Here is a 22,026-nt window from a genome sequence, read left to right as displayed (position 1 = left end):
TGACTAATTTCGCCGGGAGGTCCAGATGGACGAGGTTGACGAGGCGATCGTCAGTCTGTTGGAAGTCGACGGCCGGTTGACGCACCGCGAGATCGCCGAGCGGGTGGGGTTGTCGCGGTCGGTCGCGGCGACGCGGGTACAGCGACTGATCGACAGCGGGCAGGTAGTGGTGCGCGGGGTGGCGCATCCGGCGGTGCTGGGCCGCGGCGCACTGGCGCACATCAGCCTGACGGTCGACGGTCCGGCGGCCGGGATCGCGCAGCGACTGGCCCGTCGCGTCGATGTGGCGTTTCTGTCGCTCACCAGTGGGGCCTACGGGCTGATCGCGGAGGTGCGGGTTGCGTCGCTACACGAGATCGACCGGGTGGTCGACGAACTGCGCGCGCTGGACGGGGTCGTCGGTGTCGACACCCTGAGCTACGTGGAGGTGCTGCGCGATGTCATCGGCCCGGTCGGGCAGGTCAGCGTGGAAGTCGATGCCGTGGACTTGGCGCTGCTGCGGGCGCTGCAGGACGACGGCCGTGCTTCGTATGTGGAACTCGCCGCGGCGGTGGGCCTTTCACCGGCGGGCGCGCGTCGCCGGGTGGTCCGGTTGGTGGAGGCACAGGTGGTTCGCATCGGTGCGGTGGTGCGTCACTCCGGTCAGGACCGCCAGAGTGCGCTGGGGTTGGGGATCCGGCTGACCGGGCCGGCCGGGGAGGCGGTGTCGGCGCTGATGGCGATGCGGTCGGTGATCTTCGTGGCCCGCACGCTGGGCCGGTTCGATGTACTGGCCACGGTGCGTGCGTTTTCCGCGGCGCAGCTGGTGGAGATCCTCGATGCCATCCGTGCGTTGCCCAGCGTCGGGGTGGTCGAGAGCTGGGTGCATCTCGACGTGGTCAAGGAGAGTTACGCGTCGGTGTTGGAAGCGATCGCGCGGTAATGGCGCACGCCGGTGCGCTCGAACACTTCTCGATCGAGCAGGTCAGCCCGTCTTCAGCTCGTAGCGGTCTTCTTCTTCAGCACCAGCACCGGCAGCACAAGGGTGGCGATGGCAGTGACCAGCCAGACGATCACGGTCGCCGCGATCCACGAGCCGATACCGCGGATGCTGATGCCGCTGGAGAACAGCGAGGCCAGCACCAGCGCTGCCAGGGTGGACACCAGCCCGATCCCGCCCAGGAACGCCGAGGCGTACCGGCTGGCCATTTTGAGGAAGAACGGCGACAGGATGGCCTGCGCGACGGTGAAGATCACCACCGCGGTGAGGAATCCGAGCGGGCGCAGCGTCACGCCGGGCACCAGCAGCGAGGCGACCAGCAACCCGATGGCTGAGGACCCCAGGAACACCGCGATGCGCAGCAGGAATCTGATCACGCGGTGAGCGTAACCGGGGTGCGGGCCGGTCGGGGGTGCTGTGCGAACATAGGTGCCGCATTACGCGTCGGGGCGGTAGCTCAGTTGGTTAGAGCCGGGGACTCATAATCCCTTGGTCGCGGGTTCGAGCCCCGCCCGCCCCACTTCGGTCCTGTGTCCGACTGCAATCTTCAGCAGTGGGACTAGTTGAAGTTGACGGGCGTGAACCCGCCTGCGTCCGTATAGGACGGTGGCAGCCAGCCCGGCTCATCGGGTAGCACCGTTTCTGGCCGCACTGGGTACTTTTCTTTGCTAAAAATCTGTTCGTTTGCCCAGTAGCCGCCACTCGTCGAGCAGCTATATGTACCACAGTAGGTGCTTACAGGCACCTGATGCGCGGGCACCCAGACCATGCGATAACGCACCCAACTACCGTCCGACAGCATCGGCCCGTCGCAGATTGTGCGGGTCTGGGTGCCGAGGAACCCCCATCGAATGGATTCGCATCCTGGTTGCACGTCGGCATTTGCTGTTGGTATGCAGATGGTCATACTGGACGCGGCAATAGTAGTTGCCACAGCAAATAGATAATTCATAGTTCCCCCTACCCAAACGGATAACTAAGGTAGCAAGCTAACTCGATAGAGGATGTTGAGTTCCGCAAATTAACGCAGATGTCAGAGTTGCTGTTGCTACGTGTGGGGCTAGTGAGTCAGAAGTTAGTCACTGGCAACACTTCGCGCGACCGGGAACACCGTTTTGGGAGGCCCTAGTGGATCCGTCGCGCAGGATGTTCCCCCATAGGTAGTTGAGTGGCGATGCTCCGAGATGGCGGTCGAGTGCTGATGCCTTCTGGGGCAACAGCCCACCGAGACCGCCGCAAGAGTTTGCTCTGGTCCGGCGGGTTGGGCTTTGATCCGAAGGGCCGACTTCACCCGGTCACACCAGTTGCCGATATCAACAAACCGCGTTCGAGGGCGTTGGGTTAACCGCCCAGCCTCATGCCGGCGGCGCCTTGGCAGTCAGCTTCTGGATGGTCGCGATCTCGCTGGGACGATAGGCGCTACCGTCCGGCTGGATCAGATCGTGGAACCACGTCTTGGGCGCTTCCTTGTACGGCTTGTCCCACGAGTCCCACGGCAGGTAGGTCTGAGTGCGGCCGGCGATGAACCCCCAGTTGTAGACGCCGACTCCGCGTTTCTTCGCGATGGGCAGGATGCCCTCGACGGTGCTGCCTTCCTCGCGGGCCAGGTACTCGGTGCAGATCATCGGGCGACCCAACGGGGCGAGTTCATCTATGCGAGCGTCGAATTGGTCCGGTGTTCCATAGCTGTGGAACGTGATGACGTCGGAGTTGTCGAGCTGGATCGACGCGATGGCGCTGCGACGACCGGAGGCCCAATTGCCCTGCCACACACCGCTGGTCAACGGTTGTACGGGATCGACCGACCGCGCCCACTCGAAGACCTGTGGCAGCAGCTTCGCGACCACCTGCTGCTTGTCGGAGCGTTCGACCTTGCGGTACTGCCTGGCCGGGTTGTCCGGTTCGTTCCAGAGGTCCCAGCCCAGGATGCGACTGTCTCCGCGGAACGCTCCGATGACCCCGGTGACGTAATCGCGCAGCACGGGAAGGTAGGCGGGGTCATCGATCAACTCGGCGCCCGGCCCTTGAACCCAGCCCGAGTTGTGCACGCCTGGAGTCGGCGCGCGCTGCGGACCGACCTTCGGATGCGGGTCCCAGCAGGAGTCGAAGAGCACGAACAGCGGTTTGATACCTCGGCTGGAGGCGATGTTGAGGAACTGCTGCACGCGGCGCAGAAATCCGGCGCGGTCCTGAGCCCACAGCTGATCGTGGAGAAACACCCGCATGGTGTTCATCCCGACCCGTCGTGCCAGCTGGAATTCACCGTCGATGCGCCGCGGGTCATAGGTGCCCGCCTGCCACATCTCGATCTGATTGCTRGCCGTCACGGGAACGTAGTTGGCGCCGACCAGCCAGCCCTGCGCCTGATACCAGGTGTTCGCACGGTCCGCCGGCCAGCGGGGTGCCGCCGCGGACGCGATCGGTACCTGGCTCAGTGCAGCGCCGGCTGCCAAGAGAAGCGGGAGTTTGAGGGCCGTCCGACGGTGCACCTATAGAACCTACGGTGCCTCGATCGTCGGCCTCGACCCACAAACCGCTTCGCAATCACTCGGTGGTCAAACCGTGATGATCAGTCCGATTTCCCGAGGCCCTTCGCCTGGAAACGTCCGATCGTCATCACTGCACGCCGGCGCGTCATGAGCCGGGTCTGCGCGAGGAGGAACAGCCGATTCGGCAGGCTCGGCACCAGCATGTGTTTGCGGCCCAATGCCTTGAGGACCCGTCGCACCACCGCGTGCGGTTCGGAGATCAGCCACTGCGGATAGGTGTCGAAGAGGTCGCCCTGCGTGTTCATCAGACCGCCCACCATCACCAGCACGTCGACCCCAGTGCCGAGCAGCTCGAACCAGAGCGACTCGCCGAGGCAGATTTGAAACGCCTTGTTCGCGCTGTACGCCCCGGTGAACGGACTCGACGTCAGACCGACGCCTGACGACACGATGATGATCGCCCCCCGGCCCCGGGCGCGCATCTGATTGCCGAAGCGGTGCACCAGGTCGGTGTAGCCGCGGGCATTGATGTCGATCATCCGGCGGTGCACATCGAGCGACATGTCCAGGATCTTCGGAGTGTCCGGGGGAGTGAACATGTGATTGCACACCAGCACATCGATCTCGGCGCCGGCGGCACTTGCGATCTGCTCAATCGCGTTGGTATCGCCCATATCGCACGCCACGGCCCGCACCTCGGTACCGAACTCGGCGCGCAGTTCGGCGGCCCGTGCGGTCAGATCCTCCTCGAGCACGTCGACGATGATCAGGTTCAACCCTTCGGCGGCCAATTGCCGGGCGAACGCGTATCCCAGGCCGACATCGCGGGCCGCGCCCGTCACCACGGCCCACCCGCCTGTATAGGAGCGGACGCGGGATCGGCGCAGCGACTTCAGGCGCCGGCGGTGCGAAGCCGTGCGGTTCATTGAAGTCCTCCTCGCGGTACCCCTGCGAAGCTATCCGAACTTGTCGGACCTCTCTTCTAGAATCGTGATATGCCGCCTCCCACAACCGCTTACGCCGAGCACGTGCCTCCGGTGCGGCGTATTGAGGTGTTGTTCGAGGAGATGGGTGAGCTGATCGGGCAGCGTAATGCCCTCGATGGTCGGTTGGTGGAGATCATTGCTGAGATCGACGGCAGGGGCGCCGCCGACGGTAATGCGTTGTGGGGTGCCACGGGGTGTCGTTCCCTGGAGGCGTTGGTGGCCTGGAAGACCGGTGTCTCACCGCGTAACGCCGACACCATGGTCGCCATCGCTCATCGCATCGATGAACTTGAACGCTGCGTCGCGGGGTTACAGGAAGGCCGGGTGTCGCTGGATCAGCTCGGGGTGATCGCCGAACATGGCGGCCAGGGCTGCGATGAGCACTACGCACATCTGGTGCAGTACGCCACCGTGACCCAGTTGCGCACCGCGGTCAAACAGGAACCCCGCCCCGAACCCGAGGTTAAGCCCGAACCGAAACGCAAGATCACCGCCATCGAGGGCGAAGACTCCACCACGTGGCGGATCACCCTGCCCAARGTGGAGGCCGCGAAATTCGAGGCCGGCCTACAGTCACACCGCGATGCATTGGTCGCGGACTGGAAACGCGACCACGACACGGCCGACAGCATCGACCCCGAGGACGGCTGGGCCCGCGACGGCGACGCCGAGCCAAAGATCTCTGAGCAGGCGCCGCCGTTCCCGGACGGGGTGGATGCGTTCATGAGCCTGGTTGAGGCCGGCTGGGACAGCGAAGTGCGGCGGCGCCCGCACGGSCAGCACACCACCGTSGTMGTSCATGTCGATGTCGAGAAACCCGTCGCCGCCCTGCATCTGGGCCCCACCCTCACCKCCGAKGAYCGCCGMTACCTGCTCTGTGACGCSACGTGTGAGGTGTGGTTCGAACGCCACGGCCGACCCATCGGGGTSGGCCGGGCSACCCGMRCSATCAGCCGCCGGCTGCGCCGCGCGCTGGAGCACCGCGACCAGACCTGCGTCGTCCCGGGTTGCGGGGCCACCCGCGGCCTGCATGCCCATCACCTGGTGCACTGGGAAAACGGCGGGGCCACCGAGCTGTCCAACCTGGTCCTGCTCTGCCCGTTCCACCACCGCATGCATCACCGCGGCGGCATCACGATCACCGGGCCCGCCGAGACACTACGAGTCACCGACAGCGAGGGCGAACCCCTCACCAACCGATCACTGGCCCGACCACCCACCAAACCCCCACCCGACGTACCACCGTGCACAGGCCCGACCGGGGAACGCGCGCAATGGTGGTGGTACACACCGTACGAACCACCACCTCCCACGACGAACTAGGTGTGAGAGTTGACCTGCGGTTGTGATCGAATGGGTCGATGACTGCCGGTAAAAGCTGGGCCGCGGTAACGGCGGCAGCTTTGACCGTGGGGTTCGGATGGGCCGAGTGGAGCACGTGGAGAGCGTCCAGATCCGCGCTGCCGACCGGAGCCACCAACCCCCGGCAGATCCTTACTGGTGAGTGCGTGCTGGTGCTGGGAAATCCTCTGCCGATCCTGCACCGCTGGCGGGTACGCATCGCGGTGCGCTCCACCGATCCCGATCGTGCGCGGTTCGTGTTCTCCGGCGGTGCCGTGCGCAGCAAGCTTCCGGAGGCACAGATGATGGCCGACTACGCAGTCCACCAACTCGGGGTGCCGGCGCACAACGTGGTGATCGAGGACCAGTCGACGACCACCGTCGAGAACATCAAGTACTCGGTGCCGTTGATGGCCGGTAGCCCGGTCATCAAGATCGCGTCGGACACCTTCCACGCACGGCGCGCCCGCAGAATCCTCCACGACGAATCACCAGAACTGGCGGACCATTTGGTGCAGGCGCGCGACTACATTCCGGGGGAGTGGGGTCCGCTGCACGCCGTCTTGGTCGCCTTCGAGTGCTACCGGGTGTGTCGGGCCGCGGCCTCAGACCGCTGAACCGCACCGGTCCACCGCGTCAGACACGCATCCCACCCCTCGCGATCCGAAGACGATCCGGTCCACGCCACATACCCATCGGGCCGCACCAGCACGGCCGGACCGTCATCGGTCCGCTCAACCTGCAGCCGACCAGAAACCTCCACCGGCGCAGCCCCGCGTTCACGCACCAACACGAAACCCGGTGTCCGCTGCAGCCCGGTCAACGTTCCGGACACCAGTGGGATCTGCGCCGCGCGCACTCCCGTCCGCCCGTACCGCAATCCGATACCGGAGAAGCTGCCCGCCACCGCATCCCGTACCGCGGGGACCCGAAGTAGCCGCGGGGCAATGACGTTCCGCAACCCCCGAGCGACCCGCGGATGCAGCGTCACCCCACGCGCCATCAGCCCGGACTGCCGTAGCACCCGCTTACCGATCGGATGACTTTCCGCGTGATAGGTGTCCAGCACGGCCTCAGAAGCACCGCCCAGCACGGCGTCGAGCTTCCATGCCAGGTTGGCCGCGTCCTGAATGCCGGTGTTCATGCCTTGCCCGCCCATGGGGGAGTGCACGTGCGCGGCATCCCCGGCCAGGAACACCCGACCGTGCCGGTACTGCGTGACTTGTCTTTCATCGCAATGGAATCGCGACTTCCAACTGACCTCGACGATGCCCAGGTCCCTACCCGTGGCGCGCTTCAGCACGTCGATGATCTCGGCGTCCTCGACCGGGACATCGTCGGCGACCTGAAAGCCGCGGTCCCACAGCATGGTCCGGTACCAACCGTCCCCATAGGGCGCCAGGAACGCGAACTCCTCCGGCGTGCTGCGCAGCGTCAGCCCATCGCCGGATGGTCCGTGCGCAAGTTTCACATCGGCCAGCACCACCGAGGACAGGATGGTCTTTCCTGGAAAGTCCGCGCCGATCAACGTCCGTACCGTGCTGTGCGCACCGTCGGCGGCCACCACGAACCGAGCCCGTCAGGAGGTGTCGCTGCCATCGGCGCGGGACCGCGCGGTCACCGTCGCCCCGTCGCCGTCCTGCGTCAGCGAAACGACCTCGTAGCCGCGCTGCACATCGGCGCCCTGCGCGGAGGCGTAACGATCAAGGGCCGCATCGACATTGGTCTGCGGGGTGATCATCGCGAACGGATAGGCGGAATCCAGGTGGGTGAGATCGATGCGCGCGCCACCGAAGATGGTCACCCCCGGCGTCCGGTGCGCGCCGGCCAACAGGTCGTCGGCCAGCCCGCGGGCGTCGAGCACCTCGAGCGTCCTGGCCATGGTGACGAACGCCCGGCTGGACGGGTTCACCGTCGGCCAGCGCTCCAGCACCACCACCGAGCGACCGGCACGGGCGAGGTCGCCGGCCGCCGTCAGGCCGCACGGTCCGGCGCCCACGACGATCACATCGACAGAGTTCATCGGGCTGGCACCGCCTCCGGGCTCGGATACCAACGGCGGATATCGTCCGGCGTGGACACCGCCTCCTTGTTGAACACGAACCGGCAGCCCGGCTGGGTGACGTGGGCGGCGTTGACGATCGACTCGAACAGCAGCGTATTGCCGGCCACCAGACGGATCCCGGCGCCGATCAGCACGGCGTCGTAGTTGCCGGCCTCCAACTGCTCCAGGGCCTTCGCCGTCCCCGCCTCACCGAACGGGATGAGGCAGTTGTCCACCACGTAGCCGGCGGCCCGCAGACCGGCGACGTTGTCATCGTTGGCGGCGCGCAGCTTCTCTCTGGTCAGCCCGGGGAACCGCGCGAAGTCGGGGGATGTCACGTCGATGACGTCGGGATCGAGGCCGATCTGGATGGCGGTGACGGTCACACGAACCTCCTGCGACTGAGTTCAACAACTGTTGAACTCGACGTTAGGCCCGACCATTGCCTGTGTCAACAGTTGTTGAATAAGCTGCACGGCATGGCAACGAGACCGCGCGACGGTGAGGCCACCAAGGCCGGCATCCTGGCCGCCGCGCAAGCACAGTTCGGCGAGCAGGGGTTCGAGCGCACCACCATCCGGTCCGTCGCGGCGGCGGCGGCGGTCGACCCGGCGCTGGTGATGCACTACTTCGGCAACAAGGCCGGCCTGTTCGCGGCGGCGACCCAACTGGACATCACCTTCCCGGATCTGACCGGCGTGGCCCCTGCCGATATCGCCGCACTGGTGATCCCGATGTTCGTCGAGGTCTGGGCGCCCGACGGCCCGTTTCTGCCGCTGCTGCGGGCCGCCGCCACCCACCGGGGAGCCGCCGACGCCTTGCTCGAAGTCTTTGCCGCACAGGTGGCCCCGGCCCTGGCCGCGATCGTGCCGGACCGGCCCGCCGAACGAGCGGCCTTGATCGGCGCACAGTTGCTCGGCGTTGCCGTCTCGCGCCACATCCTCGGCACCCCGCCACTGGCCCGGATGCCGGACCGCGAACTCGTCGAGTGGCTCGGTCCGGTGCTGGCGCACTACCTGAGCTATCCCGCTCCAGCGGCGGGCTAGCAATACGGGATCACTAAGGTGACGCACATGGGGGACCCACATGACTGAGCCCGAAAGCGACCCGAGCCAGGCCGGCTCCGGCGTCGAGCCACCGATCGCCACCCATGTGCGGGAACGGTTCGATCTGCTCGAACGGTTCGCGCCCGGCGAGGGCGCCCGGTGGGCCACCGAATTGTGGTGCACCCCGCCGGCGGTCGAGATGAGTCTGCGGATGCCGCCGGGTGTCCCCGCGAGTCAACCCGTCGAAGCGGCCTGGGACGGTAACCGGATCATCGGTGAGTCCTGGGGTGAGGGCGACCCGGTGTATCTGGTGCACGGCTGGGGAGGCTGTCAGGCCCACCTGGGCGTGTTCGTCAAACCCCTCGTCGAGGCCGGCCACCGTGTCATCGCCTTCGATCTGCCCAGCCACAACGGATCCGATCCCGGGGCGCTGGCCCCGGGCCGCACCACCGTCGTGGAGTGCGCCCGGGCCGTGCACGCCGTCGTCGACGCGTTCGGCCCCGCGCACGCCATCGTCGGGCACTCGCTCGGCGCCAAGGCCACCTCGCTGGCGGTGTCCTGGGGAGCCGCCGCGCAACGCCTGGTGTTCCTGGCGCCGATGGGCGACTTCTCCTGGTATCTCGACGTTTTCACCCAACGCCACGGCTTCGGCCCGCGCATCCGGGACGGCCTGCACCGCCGGCTGGACCAGAAGCTCAAGATGCCGCTGTTCGACACCGACATCTCCGCGGTGGCCGACCGACCGGAGAATCCGCCGCTGCTGGTCATCCACGACCCCGACGATCCGGACAGCCCGTACGGATACAGCGAGGAGATCGTCGCCGCCTGGCCGAACGCCAAGCTGCACACCACCAAGGGATTGGGACGGCTGGCGCACTACCGCATCCTGCGGCATCGCCCGGCCCTGGACGCGGCCGTCGCGTTCATCACGACCTAAGCCGGGCGGGCCTTCTTCTCCTCGTACATCAGCTCATCGGCGCGCGCCAGCAGCTCGTCGACCGTGCTGGTGTCACCGGCGGGCACGGCCATCAGCCCGATGCTGGTGGACACCTCGTAGGAGCGGACCTCGGTGTCGTTGAAATCCTGCATCGCCGCGGTGATCCGCGCCTTGAGGGCGGCCGGGTCACGGTCCGCGCCGACGGCCAGCACACAGAACTCGTCACCGCCCAACCGGGCCAGCACGTCGGACGTGCGCAACGTCGCCCGCAGGACCTGGACCACATCGATGATGAGGGCGTCCCCGACGACGTGGCCCTGACGGTCGTTGACCTTCTTCAGGCCGTCCACATCGATGAAGCCGAACAGGCAGTCGAGTCCGTCGCGGCGGGCGGCCAACAACACCGATTCGGCCAGCAGGTAGAAACCGCGCCGATTGGTCACGCCGGTCAGATCGTCGGTGACCGAGAGCTGCAGCATCTCGTTGCTGACCCGCTCCAGATCGGCGGTGCGGTCGAGCACCCGTTGTTCGAGCTCGGCGGAGATCTGCACGTTCTCCATGGCGACCGACGTGGCATCGGCCAGCGCCTGCAGCAACGACACTTCCCGCTCGGTGGGCATGTGCTCATCGGCCCAGTAATTGCCGATCGCGCCGACCGGATCGAGCTTGCGGATGGGCACCATCACCAGGCTCTGCACGAAGGTCGGACGGTAGGCCTCGTGCGGGATGCGGTCATCCTTGTAGATGTCCTGGACCACCGCTGCCTGCCGGTTGAGCATGGTCCAGCCGCTGATGCACGTCTCCATCGGGAAACGGCTGCCCTTCCACAGCGGGGCGATGGCATCCTCGTCGGCGTAGTAACACATGCCGTTGTCCCGCAGCACGAACGTGGCGCCGTCGCATCCGGTGAGCGCACGCGCCGCGGCGCGCACGATCTGCTGGATCTCGGGCAGGGTGCGGGCCAGGGAGAGTTCCTGCACCGCGCGCAGCAGGTGCTGCATGCTGCCCGCGGCGTCGTCTTCGTCGGACCATTCCGCCGTGGACGAGGCGGTGCGCGCGGAGTCCTCGACGCTCATCCGGCCTCCGTGTGGTCTCGTGCAGCGCCCCGCGCGGGCAGTCCCGTCGAAATCGTACGCGGCAACACGAACATTAGCCCAGCAGAGTATTCGCTGAAGTGCCGTTTCGGTAGCCTCCGGCAGGGGTTACCCGTCATGAACGGCCTTGCCCGACCCGATATGTGAGCTATTGGACATTTGCTGAAACTGCACGATCGGGACGGCAGCTACTGGGCGGGCTCCAGTGGTTTCGGGGGCGTCACCGGCTGTGCGGGCCGTTGCCGGACCCGCTGCGGCCACCAGAACCACTTGCCCATCAGCGCGGCGATGGCCGGTGTCATGAACGACCGGATCACCAACGTGTCGAACAGCAGACCCAGACCGATGGTGGTGCCGACCTGTGCCACCACCGTCATCTCGCTGACGAACATCGCCATCATGGTGAAGGCGAACACCAGGCCGGCGGCCGTCACCACCGAACCCGTGCCACCCATCGCGCGGATGATGCCGGTGTTCAAACCGGCCGGGATCTCCTCCTTCATCCGCGCCACGAGCAGAAGGTTGTAGTCCGCGCCGACGGCGAGCAGCACGATCACCGCCATGGCCATCACCATGAAGTGCAACTCGACACCCATGATGTGCTGCCAGACCAGAATGGACAGACCGAAGGATGCACCGAGCGACACCACCACGGTGCCGACGATGACGGCCGCGGCCACCAACGCACGGGTGATCAGCAACATGATGATGAAGATCAGGCTCAGCGCCGCGATGCCGGCGATGACCAGATCCCAGTTGTTGCCTTCCTGCATGTCCTTGAAGGCCGCCGCGGTGCCGGCCAGATAGATCTTCGACCCCTCCAGCGGAGTGCCCTTCACGGCTTCCTTGGCCGCCGTCTTGATCTCGTCGATCAGCTTGATGCCGTCGGGGGTCAGCGGATCATCCTGGTGAGAGATCATGAACCGCACCGATTTACCGTCGGGGGAGATGAAGCTGTCCATGCCGCGCTTGAAATCTTCGTTGTTGAAGGTCTCCGGCGGCAGGTAGAAGGTGTCGTCGTTCTTGGCGTCGTTGAACGCCTCGCCCATGGCGTGCTGGTTCTCCGACATCGCCATGCCCTGATCCTGCATGCCCTTCTGGGTCTGATACATCCGCAGCATCATGTCGCGTGACGACTCCATCGTCGCGATCTGCGCCGGCATCGTCTCCAGCATCTGCGGCATCAGCGCATCGAGCTGACGCAGGTCCGGGATCACCGCCTCGAACTGGGTCGTCAGCCGGTCCGTGCCGTCGAGAGCGTCGAAGATCGATCGCATCGACCAGCACAGCGGGATGTTGTAGCAGTGCGGTTCCCAGTAGAAGTAGTTGCGGATCGGCCGGAAGAAGTCGTCGAAGTTCGAGATGTTGTCGCGCAGTTCCGCGACGTCGACGGCCATGTCCTCGGTCTTGCCGACCATGCTGTGCGTCGTCGCGCTCATCTCACCCATCAGCGACACCATGCGGTTCATCGTGTCGATGGTGGACTGCATGTCCTCGGCCTGCACCAGCATGTTGGCGAACATGTCTTCCTGGTACTTCTGGTTCATCTTCTGATTCGCGCCACCCATGCTCATCTGGGCGGGAATGGTGCTGAACTCCAGCGGCTCGCCCGACGGGCGGGTGATGGTCTGCACGTTGCCGACGCCGGGCACCTTGAAGACGGCCTTGGCGATCTTGTCGATCACCAGGAAGTCCGCCGAGTTGCGCAGATCGCGGTCGGTCTCGATGAGCAGCAATTCGGGGTTCATCCGGGCCACGCCGAAGTGCCGCTCGGCGGCCGCGAATCCCTGCTGGGCGGGCAGATCCTGCGGCAGGTAATTGCGGTCGTTGTAGTTGGTCTGATAACCCGGCAGTGCCAGCAGGCCGATCAGCGAGAGCGCGATGGTGGCCAGCAGCACCGCACCGGGCCAGCGCACCACCACGGCGGCGACCCGGCGCCAGCTGCGGATGCGCATGGCGCGCTTGGGTTCCAGGACCTTGCCGAAGCGGCTGGCGACGGTGACGATGGCCGGGCCCAGGGTGAGGGCGGCGAAGACCACCACCACCATGCCGAAGGCCATCGGCACACCCAGGGTCTGGAAGTACGGCAGCCGGGTGAAGTGCAGGCACAGCATGGCGCCGGCGATGGTGAGGCCCGAGCCCAGCACCACGTGGGCGGTGCCGTGGAACATGCTGAAATAGGCCGATTCCCGGTCCTCGCCGACCGATCTCGCCTCCTGATATCGGCCGATCAGGAAGATCGCGTAGTCGGTGGCGGCGGCCACCGCCAGCGTCACCAGGAGCTGGGTGGCGAAGGTGGAGAGCCCGATCAGTTCGTGATAGCCCAGGAACGCGACGACGCCGCGCGCAGAGGTCAGCCCCAGCACCACCATGACCAGCACCAGGATCGTGGTGACGATCGAGCGATATACCAGCAGCAGCATCGTGATGATCACGACGAAGATGGCGCCCTCGATGATCTTGACGCTGCGGTCACCGGAGATCTGCTGATCGGCGGCCAGCGCCGACATGCCGGTCACATAGACCTTGACCCCCGGCGGCGGCGGTTCGGCCTCGATGATCTTCTTCGCGGCCTCCACGGACTCGTTGGCCAGCGACTCGCCCATGTTGCCGGCCAGATACACCTGCACGTAGGCGGACAACCCGTCCGAACTCTGCGCCCCGGCCTCGGTCAGCGGGTCGCCCCAGAAGTCCTGCACATGCTCGACGTGGGTGGTGTCGGCCAGCAGCCGATCGACCATGTCGTTGTACCAGTAGTGCGCATCGGCGCCCAGGCGCTGTTCGCCCTCCAGGACGACCATCACCGAACTGTCCGACTTGTACTCGTCGAAGACCTGGCCGACCCGCTTGCTGGCGATCACCGACGGGGCGTACTCCGGTGTCATCGACACCGAGCGCATCTGGCCGACGGTCTCCAGCGGCGGCACCGTCAGGCTGAGCAGCGCGACGATCCCGATCCAGCCGATGATGATGAGGATGGCGAACTTGCGGATGAAACCGGCGATGCCGCCGCGTCGCTGCTGGTGATTAGGGGTGACGACCGTGGCCGCTGAAGAGTCGGGCACGTCCGGTCGCTCTCCTGATCATGTTTAGAGGTACTTAATTTTTACCAGATTCGCGCTGCCGATGGCAGGACAGCCTGCCCTCACCAACGCTACGGAGACAGTTCCCAGCGCCGCGCCAGCCGGTCGGGGATGTCGAACGGCGCCGATTTGCCGCGCGTCTGGACCGTGTAGATCTGCCGCAGCAGATCGATCCCGAACGGGCGGGCGAGTGTGGACATGAGGTGATAGCGCGCCAGCTCGCGCTCGCGCCTGCGCAGCACATGGCTGAGAAACCAGTCGACGGCCCGGGCGAAGAAACTCAATTGATCGAAGGTGTCGGATTTCGGAACCTTCAGCAGATCCGCGGTGTCCTCACCGATCAGATGGCGCACCAGCCCGGGAATGGTGTCGTCGAATTGATATCCCGGGGTCAATTCGTCCAACAGTTTCAGCAGCGCCCCGGTGAGCGCCACCCCTTCGTCGGATTTCCGGAATTGCCGGCGTTCGATGGCCCCGATCAAGGCCGTCGCCTCCTCGGCGTCGGCCGCGAGCAAATCTTCGCGGACGCCGAGCAGGTGGCCGACCACATTCCACAAATGCACATAACCTTCGATATCGCCTTTGCTCAGGCGGACACCGAGGCGGCGCAGGGGTTCGATGACCACGCAGGAGAAGGCCAGCAATGTGCCGGCCAGATCCTCCTGGTTGAGCGGGGTTCCCCATTCCGGCTTCCAGAGTTCGGGTTTTGTCTCGCTGCGCGTCGCGATCAGCTGCCGCACCGCGGCGTGCATCAGCCGAACCCGCTGAATTGTTCTGCGACCCTTACCATTCGGCCCGAAACCGCCGTCGGAGAGCACGTCGAACAGGAACTGTCCGGTCTCCAGGATGCGTCGTTGCGGATCGGTGTCCAGGCGGGCCGTCAGATGCAGCACCTGCACCCCGTTGGCGGCGGCGTAGGACGACGGGAGGGACGCGCAGTACAGGCACAGTGCGATGTAGATGCCCCACTTCTCGAAGACTTGCTGGCCGCGCGCGATCTTGTCCTGATCGRCCCACGTGGGAAGCTCCAGCGTCTGGGCCAGGTATGCCTTGAGCTCTTCCGGCAACTCTTGGGGCACTTGCTGATCGGCGCGCACCAGGGTGTGCATGGCCGCGTTCACCTCGTCGATCCCGCCGCGCCGGAGCACCTGCGCCACAGCGATATCGGCGACCGGGTCACCGATATCGCGCATGCTGTCCAGAAAGTCGTCCGTCCACCGTGCCTCTGCTGCCCCCGCCATCGGCTCAGCCTGACACATAAGCGAATTGGTTGCCGGGGTTGTCGCACCATGTGATGATCTCGACGGGAGATCTTCTCGACGACGGGCCGCCGGCTGTCGTATCGCGTTCACGGGGGAACCAAACGCATGACTTCACAGCCGCAGGCCGTACTCGCGCCACTGCCGCAGGCCGACACCATCGACGACGTTCTGCGCAATATCGACACGGTGCTGGAATGGTCGATCGCGGTCGGCAGCAAAATCGGCTATTTCGCCGTCCTCTACAAGCGGGTGACGCTGGGAATCCGGGAAGCCATCATCGCCGGAGAATTCGACGACGGCCCCCGCATGGAACGAATGGACGTCGAGTTCGCGAGGCGCTATTTCGACGCGCTCAACACCTATTTCCATCCGGTCGACACACGCGGACCCACCCTGCCGTGGGAGGTCGCATTCGTCGGCGACAAGAACGATCGCGCGACCATGCTGCAGCACATGCTGGCCGGTCTGAACGCCCACATCACCTTCGACCTGGCCCCGGCCACCCTGATGGCCGCCCCGGGGCAGGCGCTGAGCCCGCTGGAAGCCGACTTCAATCGCGTGAACGCCCTGCTGTGCTCGCAGATCCCGGGGATGCTGGACAAGGTCGAGACGGTCTCCCCGGCGGTCATCTGGATGCGCAGGCTGGTGCCCAGCGAGGTCCTGATCCTGCAGTACATGCTGACCAAACTGCGCCGGTCGGCCTGGCTGTCGGCCGTCTACGCCGCGATGAATCCGGACCGGGTCAAGGAGCAGGAGGTCAACCAGGCGGCCTGGACCGCCGCGATCGGAGCCTGGTACCTGGACCCGCCGGCATCGGCGTTGGGCACCTTCCCCCGGCTGGTGAAGGCCGTCCAGCGCCGGGAGCGACCCGATGTGGCCGGGAACATCGAGGTGCTGCTGAGCGGCGCCGAGACGCCGGCCGCGATCGACGAGCGCTACCTGCCGAAGCGCGGTCAACCGATCGCGGGGTCCAGTATCTTCCGGGCCAGGAACAGTTCCGGCAGCTCGGCGCCGGCCGGGAAGGCCTGAACCGTCGCTGCGAGGTCGGCGCGGCGGTCCCGCGCACCGCGGGCGACCAGATCGAGCAGGCAGCGCAGCTCAAACAGTGCCGCGCCCTGCCGGTGTGCCAACGCCAGTGCGGCCTCGATCGCCGCCAGCCGGGACGATTCGTCGGGCAGACAGTGCGCCCGGATCCGGATCAGTTCCGCGTCGTAGAAGTTCATCTCGGTCCGGGCGGTGTGCGCGAGCGCGGCGTCCAGACGCTGCCGGGCCGCATCCGCCGCGCCCGCGGCCAGCAACAGGCGCGCGATCAGTGCATCGTGGAACGTCAAGTAGGCGTTGAGATTCAGCTGACGCGCGCCGTCGACGAGCTGGGAGAGCTTGCGGGCGGCGTGGGACAGGGCTTCGGCGTCGGCCCCGTTCTGCAGGGCAGTCCGCCCTCGTATGTTGGCGTGCACGGTGGTGCTGACGAAGCGCCAGAAGTCCAGGCCGGCCGACGTACTCAGTTCACGCAGGCGTCCGGACACCGTGGACGCCTCATCGAGACGGCCGAACTCCAGCTGAACCCAGATCTCCATGTAGAAGGTGTGCACCCGGTTCTGGGCGTTCTGTGGGAAGCCCAGTTGCTCGCAGCGGCGCGATGATTCGGCGATCTCGTGCTCGGCGGTCGCGAGATCGCCGTTGACCATCGCCGTCAGCGCCAGGAACACGTGGGCCACCGACACCGGATCGACCGACACCCACCACGCACTGTTCAGCACGGCGGGATCGGCGTCGCGACCCTTTATCAGCRCGTTTCCCAGATGCTTTCGGGCAGAGGTGAACTCGCCCTGCATCCACAGCACCGAACCCAAGGAGGATTCGACGGCCGGATAGCTCCAGGGCCGGTCCGCGGTGAGCCGGTCCGACAGCGAATCGAGCAGATTGCGGGCACGGCGCAGTTCGGCGCGCGGCACGTAGTACCCGATGAGCGCCGAGAGCGTGTCGAAGAGTTCGTCGTCGTAACCGCCGTCGAGCGCCAGCGTCAGGCAGCGTTCGAAATCGGCCGGTCCGGTGCCGCTCCAGCTGCCCTCCATGGCGCTTGCCAGGAAACCCCGCTCGAGGCGGACGGCGATCTCGGTGCGGTCCCGGTCCGGGCCCGGTGCGCAATGATCAGACTGCTCAACGGCATTCGACAGCAGGATGGTGGCTTCCGGTAGCGCACCGCGGTTGCGCGCGGCGATCGAGGCCTGCCGGTAGGCGCGCACGGCGGCCTCGAACTGATGGGCCTGCGTGTAGTGACCGGCCACCACGGGCCAGTCCGGTTCCGCGCCGCTGACGACCGTGACCATGGCGTCCCCGGTGCGGGCGTGCAGGTCCTGGCGTCTATTGGGCGGCGCCAGTTCGTTGGCGACCTCGCGGATCAGTTCATGCCGGAATCGCCACCGGTGCTCATCGTCGAGGACGAACACCCCCGTCTGCGCGAGCGTGCCGACCACATCATCGACATCCAGCCCGTCAGCGCCGACAACCGATCGCAGCAGCGCCAGCTCCCCGCTGCGCCCGATCACCGCGGCGGCCTCGATGACGGGTACCGCGTCGGTGTGCGCGTGTAACTGAGCGGCCAAGGGGGAGTAGAGCACATCGGGGACCTGCGACTCGGGCGCGGCGATGTCGACGGCCGCCACCACGTGCTCCAGGTAGAACGGCACCCCGTCGCAACGGGCCCGGACCCGGGACCGCTGGGCGGGCGACACCTCCGGGTTGAGGGTCCTGATCAACTCATCGGCCTCGTCGTCGGTCAACGGTCCGAGCTCCAGAAGCTCCACCGGCCAGTCGCTCTGCGGCCAGTCGCGGGGGCGCCCGGTGATCACCACCAGATGCCGGCCGACGGGCGAGGCCAACAGCGCGCCGACGATCTCGGTGGTCGACGGGTCGAACCAGTGCACGTCCTCGGCGAGGATCATGCCCGGCCGGTCACCCAGACAGGCCTCGATGTAGTCGTGCACGCCTGCGGCGATCATCTGGTACAGCGCCCGGCCCTCGACGGCGGCGCGGGTGTATCCGTATTGGGGACCCACCCCCAACACCGGTGCCAGCAACGGGACGGTCGTTCCCGGGTCCAAGCCTCGGCCGGCGACCTCGGCTTCCAGCAGCCGCAACCGCTCGACGCCGCTGGTCACATGGGTCACCCCGCAGCGGCGTTCGAGTAGCCGCCGGACCGGGTGCAGGCCGGCGTCGCGGTGCAACGGTGACCCGCGCAGCTCGATCACCCGGCCGCCGGCCTCCTCGACCAGATCCGCGGTCGCCTGCGCGAGGCGGGTCTTGCCGATACCGGCCTCGCCGCGCAGGGCCACCCCGGCCGAACCGGACCGCGACTGCCGCACCGTGTTCCACACCTGGTGCAGGCGTGCCTGTTCGACGGCGCGACCCACCAGGGCGGGTTTTCTCACCGGCGTCGTGACCCGCTCGCCGACCACCTGGCGATAGGACACCGGGTCGGCCACGCCCTTTACGTGGGCGGCGGGAAATCGCTTGAGCTCGAACGTGTTCGACACCAGCGTCGCGATCGCCTCGGACACCGCGACGGTCCCGGGCTGCGCCAGACCGGAGATTCGCTGCGTCAGGTTGACCGCGAAGCCGTACACATCGTCGGCCTTGGTGTCCAGGTAGACCAGCCCGCGGTGCGCACCGATGCGCGCATCCAAGGTGACGCCGAACTTGCGCTCGGCCTGCGCGCTGAGCCGCTGCACCGCTCTGGTGATGTCCAGCGCGGCCGATACGCCGCGATGCGCATCGTCCTCCAGCGCCTTGGGGTGGCCGAACACCGCCAGCAGCCCATCGCCCTTCACCGAGTCGATGCGGCCCTCGTAGTGGCCGATCAGCTTGATCACCTGGTTGCGATAGCTGATCATCAGGGTCCGGTAGGTTTCCGGCTCCACCCGGTCGGACAGCACCGTGGAGTCGACGAGGTCGATGAACAGCAGGGTCAGGCGGCGTAGCTCGCCGTGGTTGTCCCGCGCGGACAACAGGTCCTCGGCGTCCTGGTTGAAGCTGTCCACCGCGAGGACTCGATTCGCCAGCACCGTCGCGCCGCTCAGGTCACCCTGGTTGCTGGCCTGTATTGCCCGGTTCAGCAACTCATCGATGGATTCGCCGCTGAACTCTGCGTGCACCCGATCTCCTGACCCGATATCGGATCAAGAATAACCCTGACATGTGTCGTTGTCTCAACTGTATGACATTCGTGAAGTGCGGCACGTTCTCCCGGATGCAGGTACCCGGCTACTCGTGACTGTTTGCCAGGACGCGGGCACAGTGCGAAAGACGGCATATTTGCCCGCCGTCACCCCCCGACCGGAGGAGGTCCGCGATGCTCAGCGTTGTCACCACCATTGCCGTGGGCAGCCACCCGCTCGACCTGGCGGTCAGCCCGAGTGGATCCCAGCTCTATGTGGCCAACGTGAACAGCTCGGACGTGTCCGTGGTGGACACCGACGCCGAGGCCACCACATCGACCATCGGTATCGACTCCGATCCGGCGTCGGTGGTGCTGCACCCCGGGGGATCGGTGGCCTATGTCGCGCGCAGCGGTGACGGCGTCATCTCGGTGATCGACGCCTCCGCCCGGACCGTCATCGCCGATATCGAGCAGCAACCCCGGCCACGGTCGTTGGCGATCAGCCCGTCCGGGCACCGGCTCTACGCGGTCTGCGATACCGCCAACCTGGTGGCGGTGTACGACACCACCACACTGCGGGTCGCCGCCACCGTGGCCGTCGGGTCCGCACCGCTGCGGGCCGTGGTCAACCGCGCGGGAAATCGGTTGTACGTGACCAACAATGGCTACTCGATGGGGTCCGACGGCACCGTCTCGGTCGTGGACACCGCCACCCACACCGTCATCGCCACCATCCCGGTGGGCAACGAACCCTGCGCGGTGGCGGTCAGTCCGGACGGGGGCACCGTGTACGTGGGTTCGGCGGGTGCGGGCCCCGGATCGGTGAGCATCATCGACACCACCACCCACGTCGTCACCGGCACCGTCACGGTCGGAGAGGGGCCGCTGGGCATTGCGGTCAGCCCGGACGGGTCCACGGTGTACGTCGCCAACCGCTTCGACGGCACCGTGTCGGTGATCGACGCTGCCACCGCGATCGTCACCACCACCGTCACGGTCGGGGGCGGGCCGTGCGGTATCGCGGTCAGCCCCGGCGGCGGCGCGGTCTACGTGACGACCGGCAGCCACAACACCGTTGCGGTGCTGGCCGATCCGGTCAGTGCAGTGTCGCCAATTCGGCCGGCGAATCCGATGGCAGCATCCCGTCGGTGACGGCACGGACATTGAGCAGGCTGAGGAAGATCGCTCCGTTGTGGTTGTCCAGGAAGGCGGTGTCGGCGGCGTCGCGTCCGGTGGCGATGCGCACCAGGCTGTCGCGCGGGGCCAGCAGCGTGGCGTCCACCACCCGCCACTGCCCGTCGACGAACGCTTCGGCGACAGCGTGGAAATCCATCGGGTACAACCCCGGTGCGTACACCGAGACCAGCCGGGCGGGGACCTTCACCGCGCGCAGCAGGGCGACCACCAGGTGGGCGTAGTCGCGGCACACGCCGGCCCCGGCCAGCATGGTGTCGACCGCGCCGTCGATCGGGTCGCTGGATCCCGGCACGTACTGCAGGCGCTGACCCACCCAGGAGGAGACGCGCTCCAGCAGGGTCGCCGAGTCGTTGAGCTGGCCGAATTCGGTTCCGGCAAAACCGAAGAGCTTGTCGGACTCCGCGTAGCGGCTGGGGCGCAGATACATCGACTGGTCGTATTCGGTGACCGGCGGCGGATCGGCATAACCGACGATGGTGGCCGAGTAGTCGACCCGGAGATGGCCGACCCCGGCATCGAATTTGTGGATGCGGTTGCCATGGGTACCGCTGATCTCCAGTGCCTCGATCGGCCGGCCGTCCAGGACGAAGCTCAGCGACTCGGTCACCTGGGCGCCGGGGTGCGGCGCCACCGCGATCTGGAATTCGAGGGTCGTCGGAGCATTGATTTCGACCTCGAGTTCGGCCGCGACGTCCCGTTGCATGCCCCGATCATGCGTGAGTCGCGGCGAACATGCGAACCGGGGTCCGTTCGGTGCGTTACTCGGCCGGGTCGGTGCGGCCGGCGCGCCAGGTCCGATAGCCGCGGTGGGCGGCGAACGCGCCGATGACGGCCGTCGCGCACCACACGGCGATGGCCACGTAGACCAACGGCGTGGACAGGTCACCCACCGACGCCCCGAGCGCGGTGTAGACGAACGCGCGCGGCGCCGAGCCGATGAAGGCCCCGATCATTATCTGCCACAACGGAACTCCGAAGGCTCCGAATGCGTAGGACGCCATCGCGTCGGAGATGCCCGGGACGAATTTCTGGCCCACCACCGCCCACAGCCCGCCCCGCGCGATCAGCGCGTCGATGCGCTCTGCCCGGTCCGCACCGAGCAGGGCGCGGGTGCTGTCCCGCCCGGCCCGGCGCCCGGCCAGGCCGGCGATCGTCGCGGTGCCGACCGTGGCGCCCAGCGTCACGAAGGTGCCCAGCACCGGGCCGAAGAGCAGCCCGCTGCCGGCGGCCAGCAACGGCCCGGGCACGAATACGCTGCCCAGGATCGCGGACACCAGCACATAGACCAGCGGGGCGGCCGGCCCGGTGGCGGCGACCGCATCGCGGATCGCCTCAAGGTCGAGAACGCGGGCGACACCGATCAGGTACCAGAGCCCCAGCAGGAACACGGCCAGCACCGCGAGCCGGAC

General features: G+C 66.6%; 19 protein-coding genes, 1 tRNA gene and 1 pseudogene. 8 read left to right on the top strand and 13 right to left on the bottom strand.

Going from position 1 to position 22,026, the window contains the following annotated elements:
- The first annotated feature begins 25 nt into the window (after nucleotides 1-25).
- Nucleotides 26-922, top strand: a complete 897-nt coding sequence (locus tag AC1DTF_RS03750) for an Lrp/AsnC family transcriptional regulator (protein WP_477473083.1) — start codon at nucleotides 26-28, stop codon at nucleotides 920-922.
- Nucleotides 923-975: 53 nt separating this feature from the next.
- Here the strand turns inward: AC1DTF_RS03750 and AC1DTF_RS03745 are convergent, their stop codons facing one another.
- Nucleotides 976-1,356: a phage holin family protein gene (locus AC1DTF_RS03745; protein WP_057169746.1), complete on the bottom strand. Its 381-nt coding sequence runs from the start codon at nucleotides 1,354-1,356 to the stop codon at nucleotides 976-978.
- Between the two features lie 69 nt (nucleotides 1,357-1,425).
- Here AC1DTF_RS03745 and AC1DTF_RS03740 point away from each other — a divergent pair.
- Nucleotides 1,426-1,499: transfer RNA gene (locus AC1DTF_RS03740), tRNA-Ile, on the top strand.
- Nucleotides 1,500-1,538: 39 nt separating this feature from the next.
- Here AC1DTF_RS03740 and AC1DTF_RS03735 read toward each other — a convergent pair.
- The 3 genes from AC1DTF_RS03735 to AC1DTF_RS03725 all read right to left on the bottom strand — a co-directional run bounded on the left by AC1DTF_RS03735 (nucleotide 1,539) and on the right by AC1DTF_RS03725 (nucleotide 4,394).
- Entirely contained in the window at nucleotides 1,539-1,886 is a 348-nt protein-coding gene (locus AC1DTF_RS03735; protein ID WP_477473102.1) for a CDGP domain-containing protein, read from the bottom strand.
- Between the two features lie 448 nt (nucleotides 1,887-2,334).
- Entirely contained in the window at nucleotides 2,335-3,468 is a 1,134-nt protein-coding gene (locus AC1DTF_RS03730) for a cellulase family glycosylhydrolase (RefSeq protein WP_477473082.1), read from the bottom strand.
- An 80-nt stretch (nucleotides 3,469-3,548) separates the two neighbouring features.
- Nucleotides 3,549-4,394, bottom strand: coding sequence for an SDR family NAD(P)-dependent oxidoreductase (locus AC1DTF_RS03725; RefSeq protein WP_477473081.1), 846 nt, complete (start codon nucleotides 4,392-4,394; stop codon nucleotides 3,549-3,551).
- Nucleotides 4,395-4,463: 69 nt separating this feature from the next.
- Between AC1DTF_RS03725 and AC1DTF_RS03720 the strand changes: the two genes are divergently transcribed.
- Together AC1DTF_RS03720 and AC1DTF_RS03715 are read left to right on the top strand one after the other, a co-directional pair.
- Nucleotides 4,464-5,777 (top strand): HNH endonuclease signature motif containing protein, encoded by a 1,314-nt coding sequence (locus AC1DTF_RS03720; protein ID WP_477473080.1) that lies wholly within the window; start codon nucleotides 4,464-4,466, stop codon nucleotides 5,775-5,777.
- Nucleotides 5,778-5,815: 38 nt separating this feature from the next.
- The gene (locus AC1DTF_RS03715) at nucleotides 5,816-6,412 is read left to right on the top strand and encodes a YdcF family protein (RefSeq protein ID WP_477473079.1); all 597 of its coding nucleotides are present in this window, start codon (nucleotides 5,816-5,818) and stop codon (nucleotides 6,410-6,412) included.
- On the opposite strand, the gene AC1DTF_RS03710 is transcribed toward AC1DTF_RS03715, so the two are convergent.
- The 3 genes and pseudogenes from AC1DTF_RS03710 to AC1DTF_RS03700 form a co-directional block, all read right to left on the bottom strand.
- A complete protein-coding gene (locus tag AC1DTF_RS03710; protein ID WP_477473101.1) occupies nucleotides 6,376-6,798 on the bottom strand; it encodes an aromatic-ring hydroxylase C-terminal domain-containing protein in 423 nt (140 codons plus the stop codon). The genes AC1DTF_RS03715 and AC1DTF_RS03710 overlap by 37 nt on opposite strands.
- Before the next feature lie 18 nt (nucleotides 6,799-6,816).
- A pseudogene (locus AC1DTF_RS03705) lies at nucleotides 6,817-7,818 on the bottom strand (FAD-dependent monooxygenase); the annotation flags it as partial.
- A complete protein-coding gene (locus tag AC1DTF_RS03700; protein WP_477473078.1) occupies nucleotides 7,815-8,225 on the bottom strand; it encodes a hypothetical protein in 411 nt (136 codons plus the stop codon). The gene AC1DTF_RS03700 and the pseudogene AC1DTF_RS03705, both read right to left, overlap by 4 nt.
- A gap of 93 nt (nucleotides 8,226-8,318) precedes the next feature.
- Between AC1DTF_RS03700 and AC1DTF_RS03695 the strand changes: the two genes are divergently transcribed.
- Together AC1DTF_RS03695 and AC1DTF_RS03690 are read left to right on the top strand one after the other, a co-directional pair.
- Nucleotides 8,319-8,885 carry a TetR/AcrR family transcriptional regulator gene (locus AC1DTF_RS03695; protein WP_057169753.1) on the top strand — a complete coding sequence of 189 codons (567 nt, stop codon included), beginning with the start codon at nucleotides 8,319-8,321 and terminating at the stop codon, nucleotides 8,883-8,885.
- A gap of 40 nt (nucleotides 8,886-8,925) precedes the next feature.
- On the top strand, nucleotides 8,926-9,822 hold the full coding sequence (locus tag AC1DTF_RS03690; RefSeq protein WP_477473077.1) for an alpha/beta fold hydrolase: 897 nt from the start codon (nucleotides 8,926-8,928) through the stop codon (nucleotides 9,820-9,822).
- Here the strand turns inward: AC1DTF_RS03690 and AC1DTF_RS03685 are convergent.
- The 3 genes from AC1DTF_RS03685 to AC1DTF_RS03675 form a co-directional block, all read right to left on the bottom strand.
- Nucleotides 9,819-10,898, bottom strand: coding sequence for a GGDEF domain-containing protein (locus tag AC1DTF_RS03685; RefSeq protein ID WP_477473076.1), 1,080 nt, complete (start codon nucleotides 10,896-10,898; stop codon nucleotides 9,819-9,821). The genes AC1DTF_RS03690 and AC1DTF_RS03685 overlap by 4 nt on opposite strands.
- A 206-nt stretch (nucleotides 10,899-11,104) precedes the next feature.
- On the bottom strand, nucleotides 11,105-13,981 hold the full coding sequence (locus tag AC1DTF_RS03680) for an MMPL/RND family transporter (RefSeq protein ID WP_477473075.1): 2,877 nt from the start codon (nucleotides 13,979-13,981) through the stop codon (nucleotides 11,105-11,107).
- Between the two features lie 89 nt (nucleotides 13,982-14,070).
- A complete protein-coding gene (locus AC1DTF_RS03675) occupies nucleotides 14,071-15,240 on the bottom strand; it encodes an oxygenase MpaB family protein (RefSeq protein ID WP_477473074.1) in 1,170 nt (389 codons plus the stop codon).
- Between the two features lie 126 nt (nucleotides 15,241-15,366).
- Here AC1DTF_RS03675 and AC1DTF_RS03670 point away from each other — a divergent pair, with 126 nt between their 5' ends.
- Nucleotides 15,367-16,290: a DUF5995 family protein gene (locus AC1DTF_RS03670; protein WP_477473073.1), complete on the top strand. Its 924-nt coding sequence runs from the start codon at nucleotides 15,367-15,369 to the stop codon at nucleotides 16,288-16,290.
- Here the strand turns inward: AC1DTF_RS03670 and AC1DTF_RS03665 are convergent.
- Nucleotides 16,215-19,415: an ATP-binding protein gene (locus AC1DTF_RS03665; protein ID WP_477473072.1), complete on the bottom strand. Its 3,201-nt coding sequence runs from the start codon at nucleotides 19,413-19,415 to the stop codon at nucleotides 16,215-16,217. The genes AC1DTF_RS03670 and AC1DTF_RS03665 overlap by 76 nt on opposite strands.
- 197 nt (nucleotides 19,416-19,612) lie before the next feature.
- Between AC1DTF_RS03665 and AC1DTF_RS03660 the strand changes: the two genes are divergently transcribed.
- The gene (locus AC1DTF_RS03660) at nucleotides 19,613-20,572 is read left to right on the top strand and encodes a YVTN family beta-propeller repeat protein (protein WP_477473071.1); all 960 of its coding nucleotides are present in this window, start codon (nucleotides 19,613-19,615) and stop codon (nucleotides 20,570-20,572) included.
- On the opposite strand, the gene AC1DTF_RS03655 is transcribed toward AC1DTF_RS03660, so the two are convergent.
- The gene (locus tag AC1DTF_RS03655) at nucleotides 20,517-21,320 is read right to left on the bottom strand and encodes a transglutaminase-like domain-containing protein (RefSeq protein ID WP_057169761.1); all 804 of its coding nucleotides are present in this window, start codon (nucleotides 21,318-21,320) and stop codon (nucleotides 20,517-20,519) included. The genes AC1DTF_RS03660 and AC1DTF_RS03655 overlap by 56 nt on opposite strands.
- Nucleotides 21,321-21,375: 55 nt before the next feature.
- Nucleotides 21,376-22,014, bottom strand: coding sequence for a TVP38/TMEM64 family protein (locus tag AC1DTF_RS03650; protein ID WP_477473070.1), 639 nt, complete (start codon nucleotides 22,012-22,014; stop codon nucleotides 21,376-21,378).
- Nucleotides 22,015-22,026 lie beyond the last annotated feature (12 nt).

It is taken from the genome of Mycobacterium sp. P4_H6, assembly GCF_056400845.1.
The sequence above is the reverse complement of the archived record's forward strand: the minus strand, read 5'-3'. Positions and strand labels throughout refer to the sequence as shown.

What these genes read in the sequence shown, in the direction of transcription:
- AC1DTF_RS03690 (WP_477473077.1), top strand. Translation starts at nt 8,926, where the DNA reads ATGACTGAGCCCGAAAGCGACCCGAGCCAGGCCGGCTCCGGCGTCGAG.
- AC1DTF_RS03750 (WP_477473083.1), top strand. Translation starts at nt 26, where the DNA reads ATGGACGAGGTTGACGAGGCGATCGTCAGTCTGTTGGAAGTCGACGGC.
- AC1DTF_RS03660 (WP_477473071.1), top strand. Translation starts at nt 19,613, where the DNA reads ATGCTCAGCGTTGTCACCACCATTGCCGTGGGCAGCCACCCGCTCGAC.
- AC1DTF_RS03710 (WP_477473101.1), bottom strand. Translation starts at nt 6,798, where the DNA reads ATGGCGCGTGGGGTGACGCTGCATCCGCGGGTCGCTCGGGGGTTGCGG.
- AC1DTF_RS03685 (WP_477473076.1), bottom strand. Translation starts at nt 10,898, where the DNA reads ATGAGCGTCGAGGACTCCGCGCGCACCGCCTCGTCCACGGCGGAATGG.
- AC1DTF_RS03725 (WP_477473081.1), bottom strand. Translation starts at nt 4,394, where the DNA reads ATGAACCGCACGGCTTCGCACCGCCGGCGCCTGAAGTCGCTGCGCCGA.
- AC1DTF_RS03715 (WP_477473079.1), top strand. Translation starts at nt 5,816, where the DNA reads ATGACTGCCGGTAAAAGCTGGGCCGCGGTAACGGCGGCAGCTTTGACC.
- AC1DTF_RS03670 (WP_477473073.1), top strand. Translation starts at nt 15,367, where the DNA reads ATGACTTCACAGCCGCAGGCCGTACTCGCGCCACTGCCGCAGGCCGAC.
- AC1DTF_RS03655 (WP_057169761.1), bottom strand. Translation starts at nt 21,320, where the DNA reads ATGCAACGGGACGTCGCGGCCGAACTCGAGGTCGAAATCAATGCTCCG.
- AC1DTF_RS03695 (WP_057169753.1), top strand. Translation starts at nt 8,319, where the DNA reads ATGGCAACGAGACCGCGCGACGGTGAGGCCACCAAGGCCGGCATCCTG.
- AC1DTF_RS03735 (WP_477473102.1), bottom strand. Translation starts at nt 1,886, where the DNA reads ATGACCATCTGCATACCAACAGCAAATGCCGACGTGCAACCAGGATGC.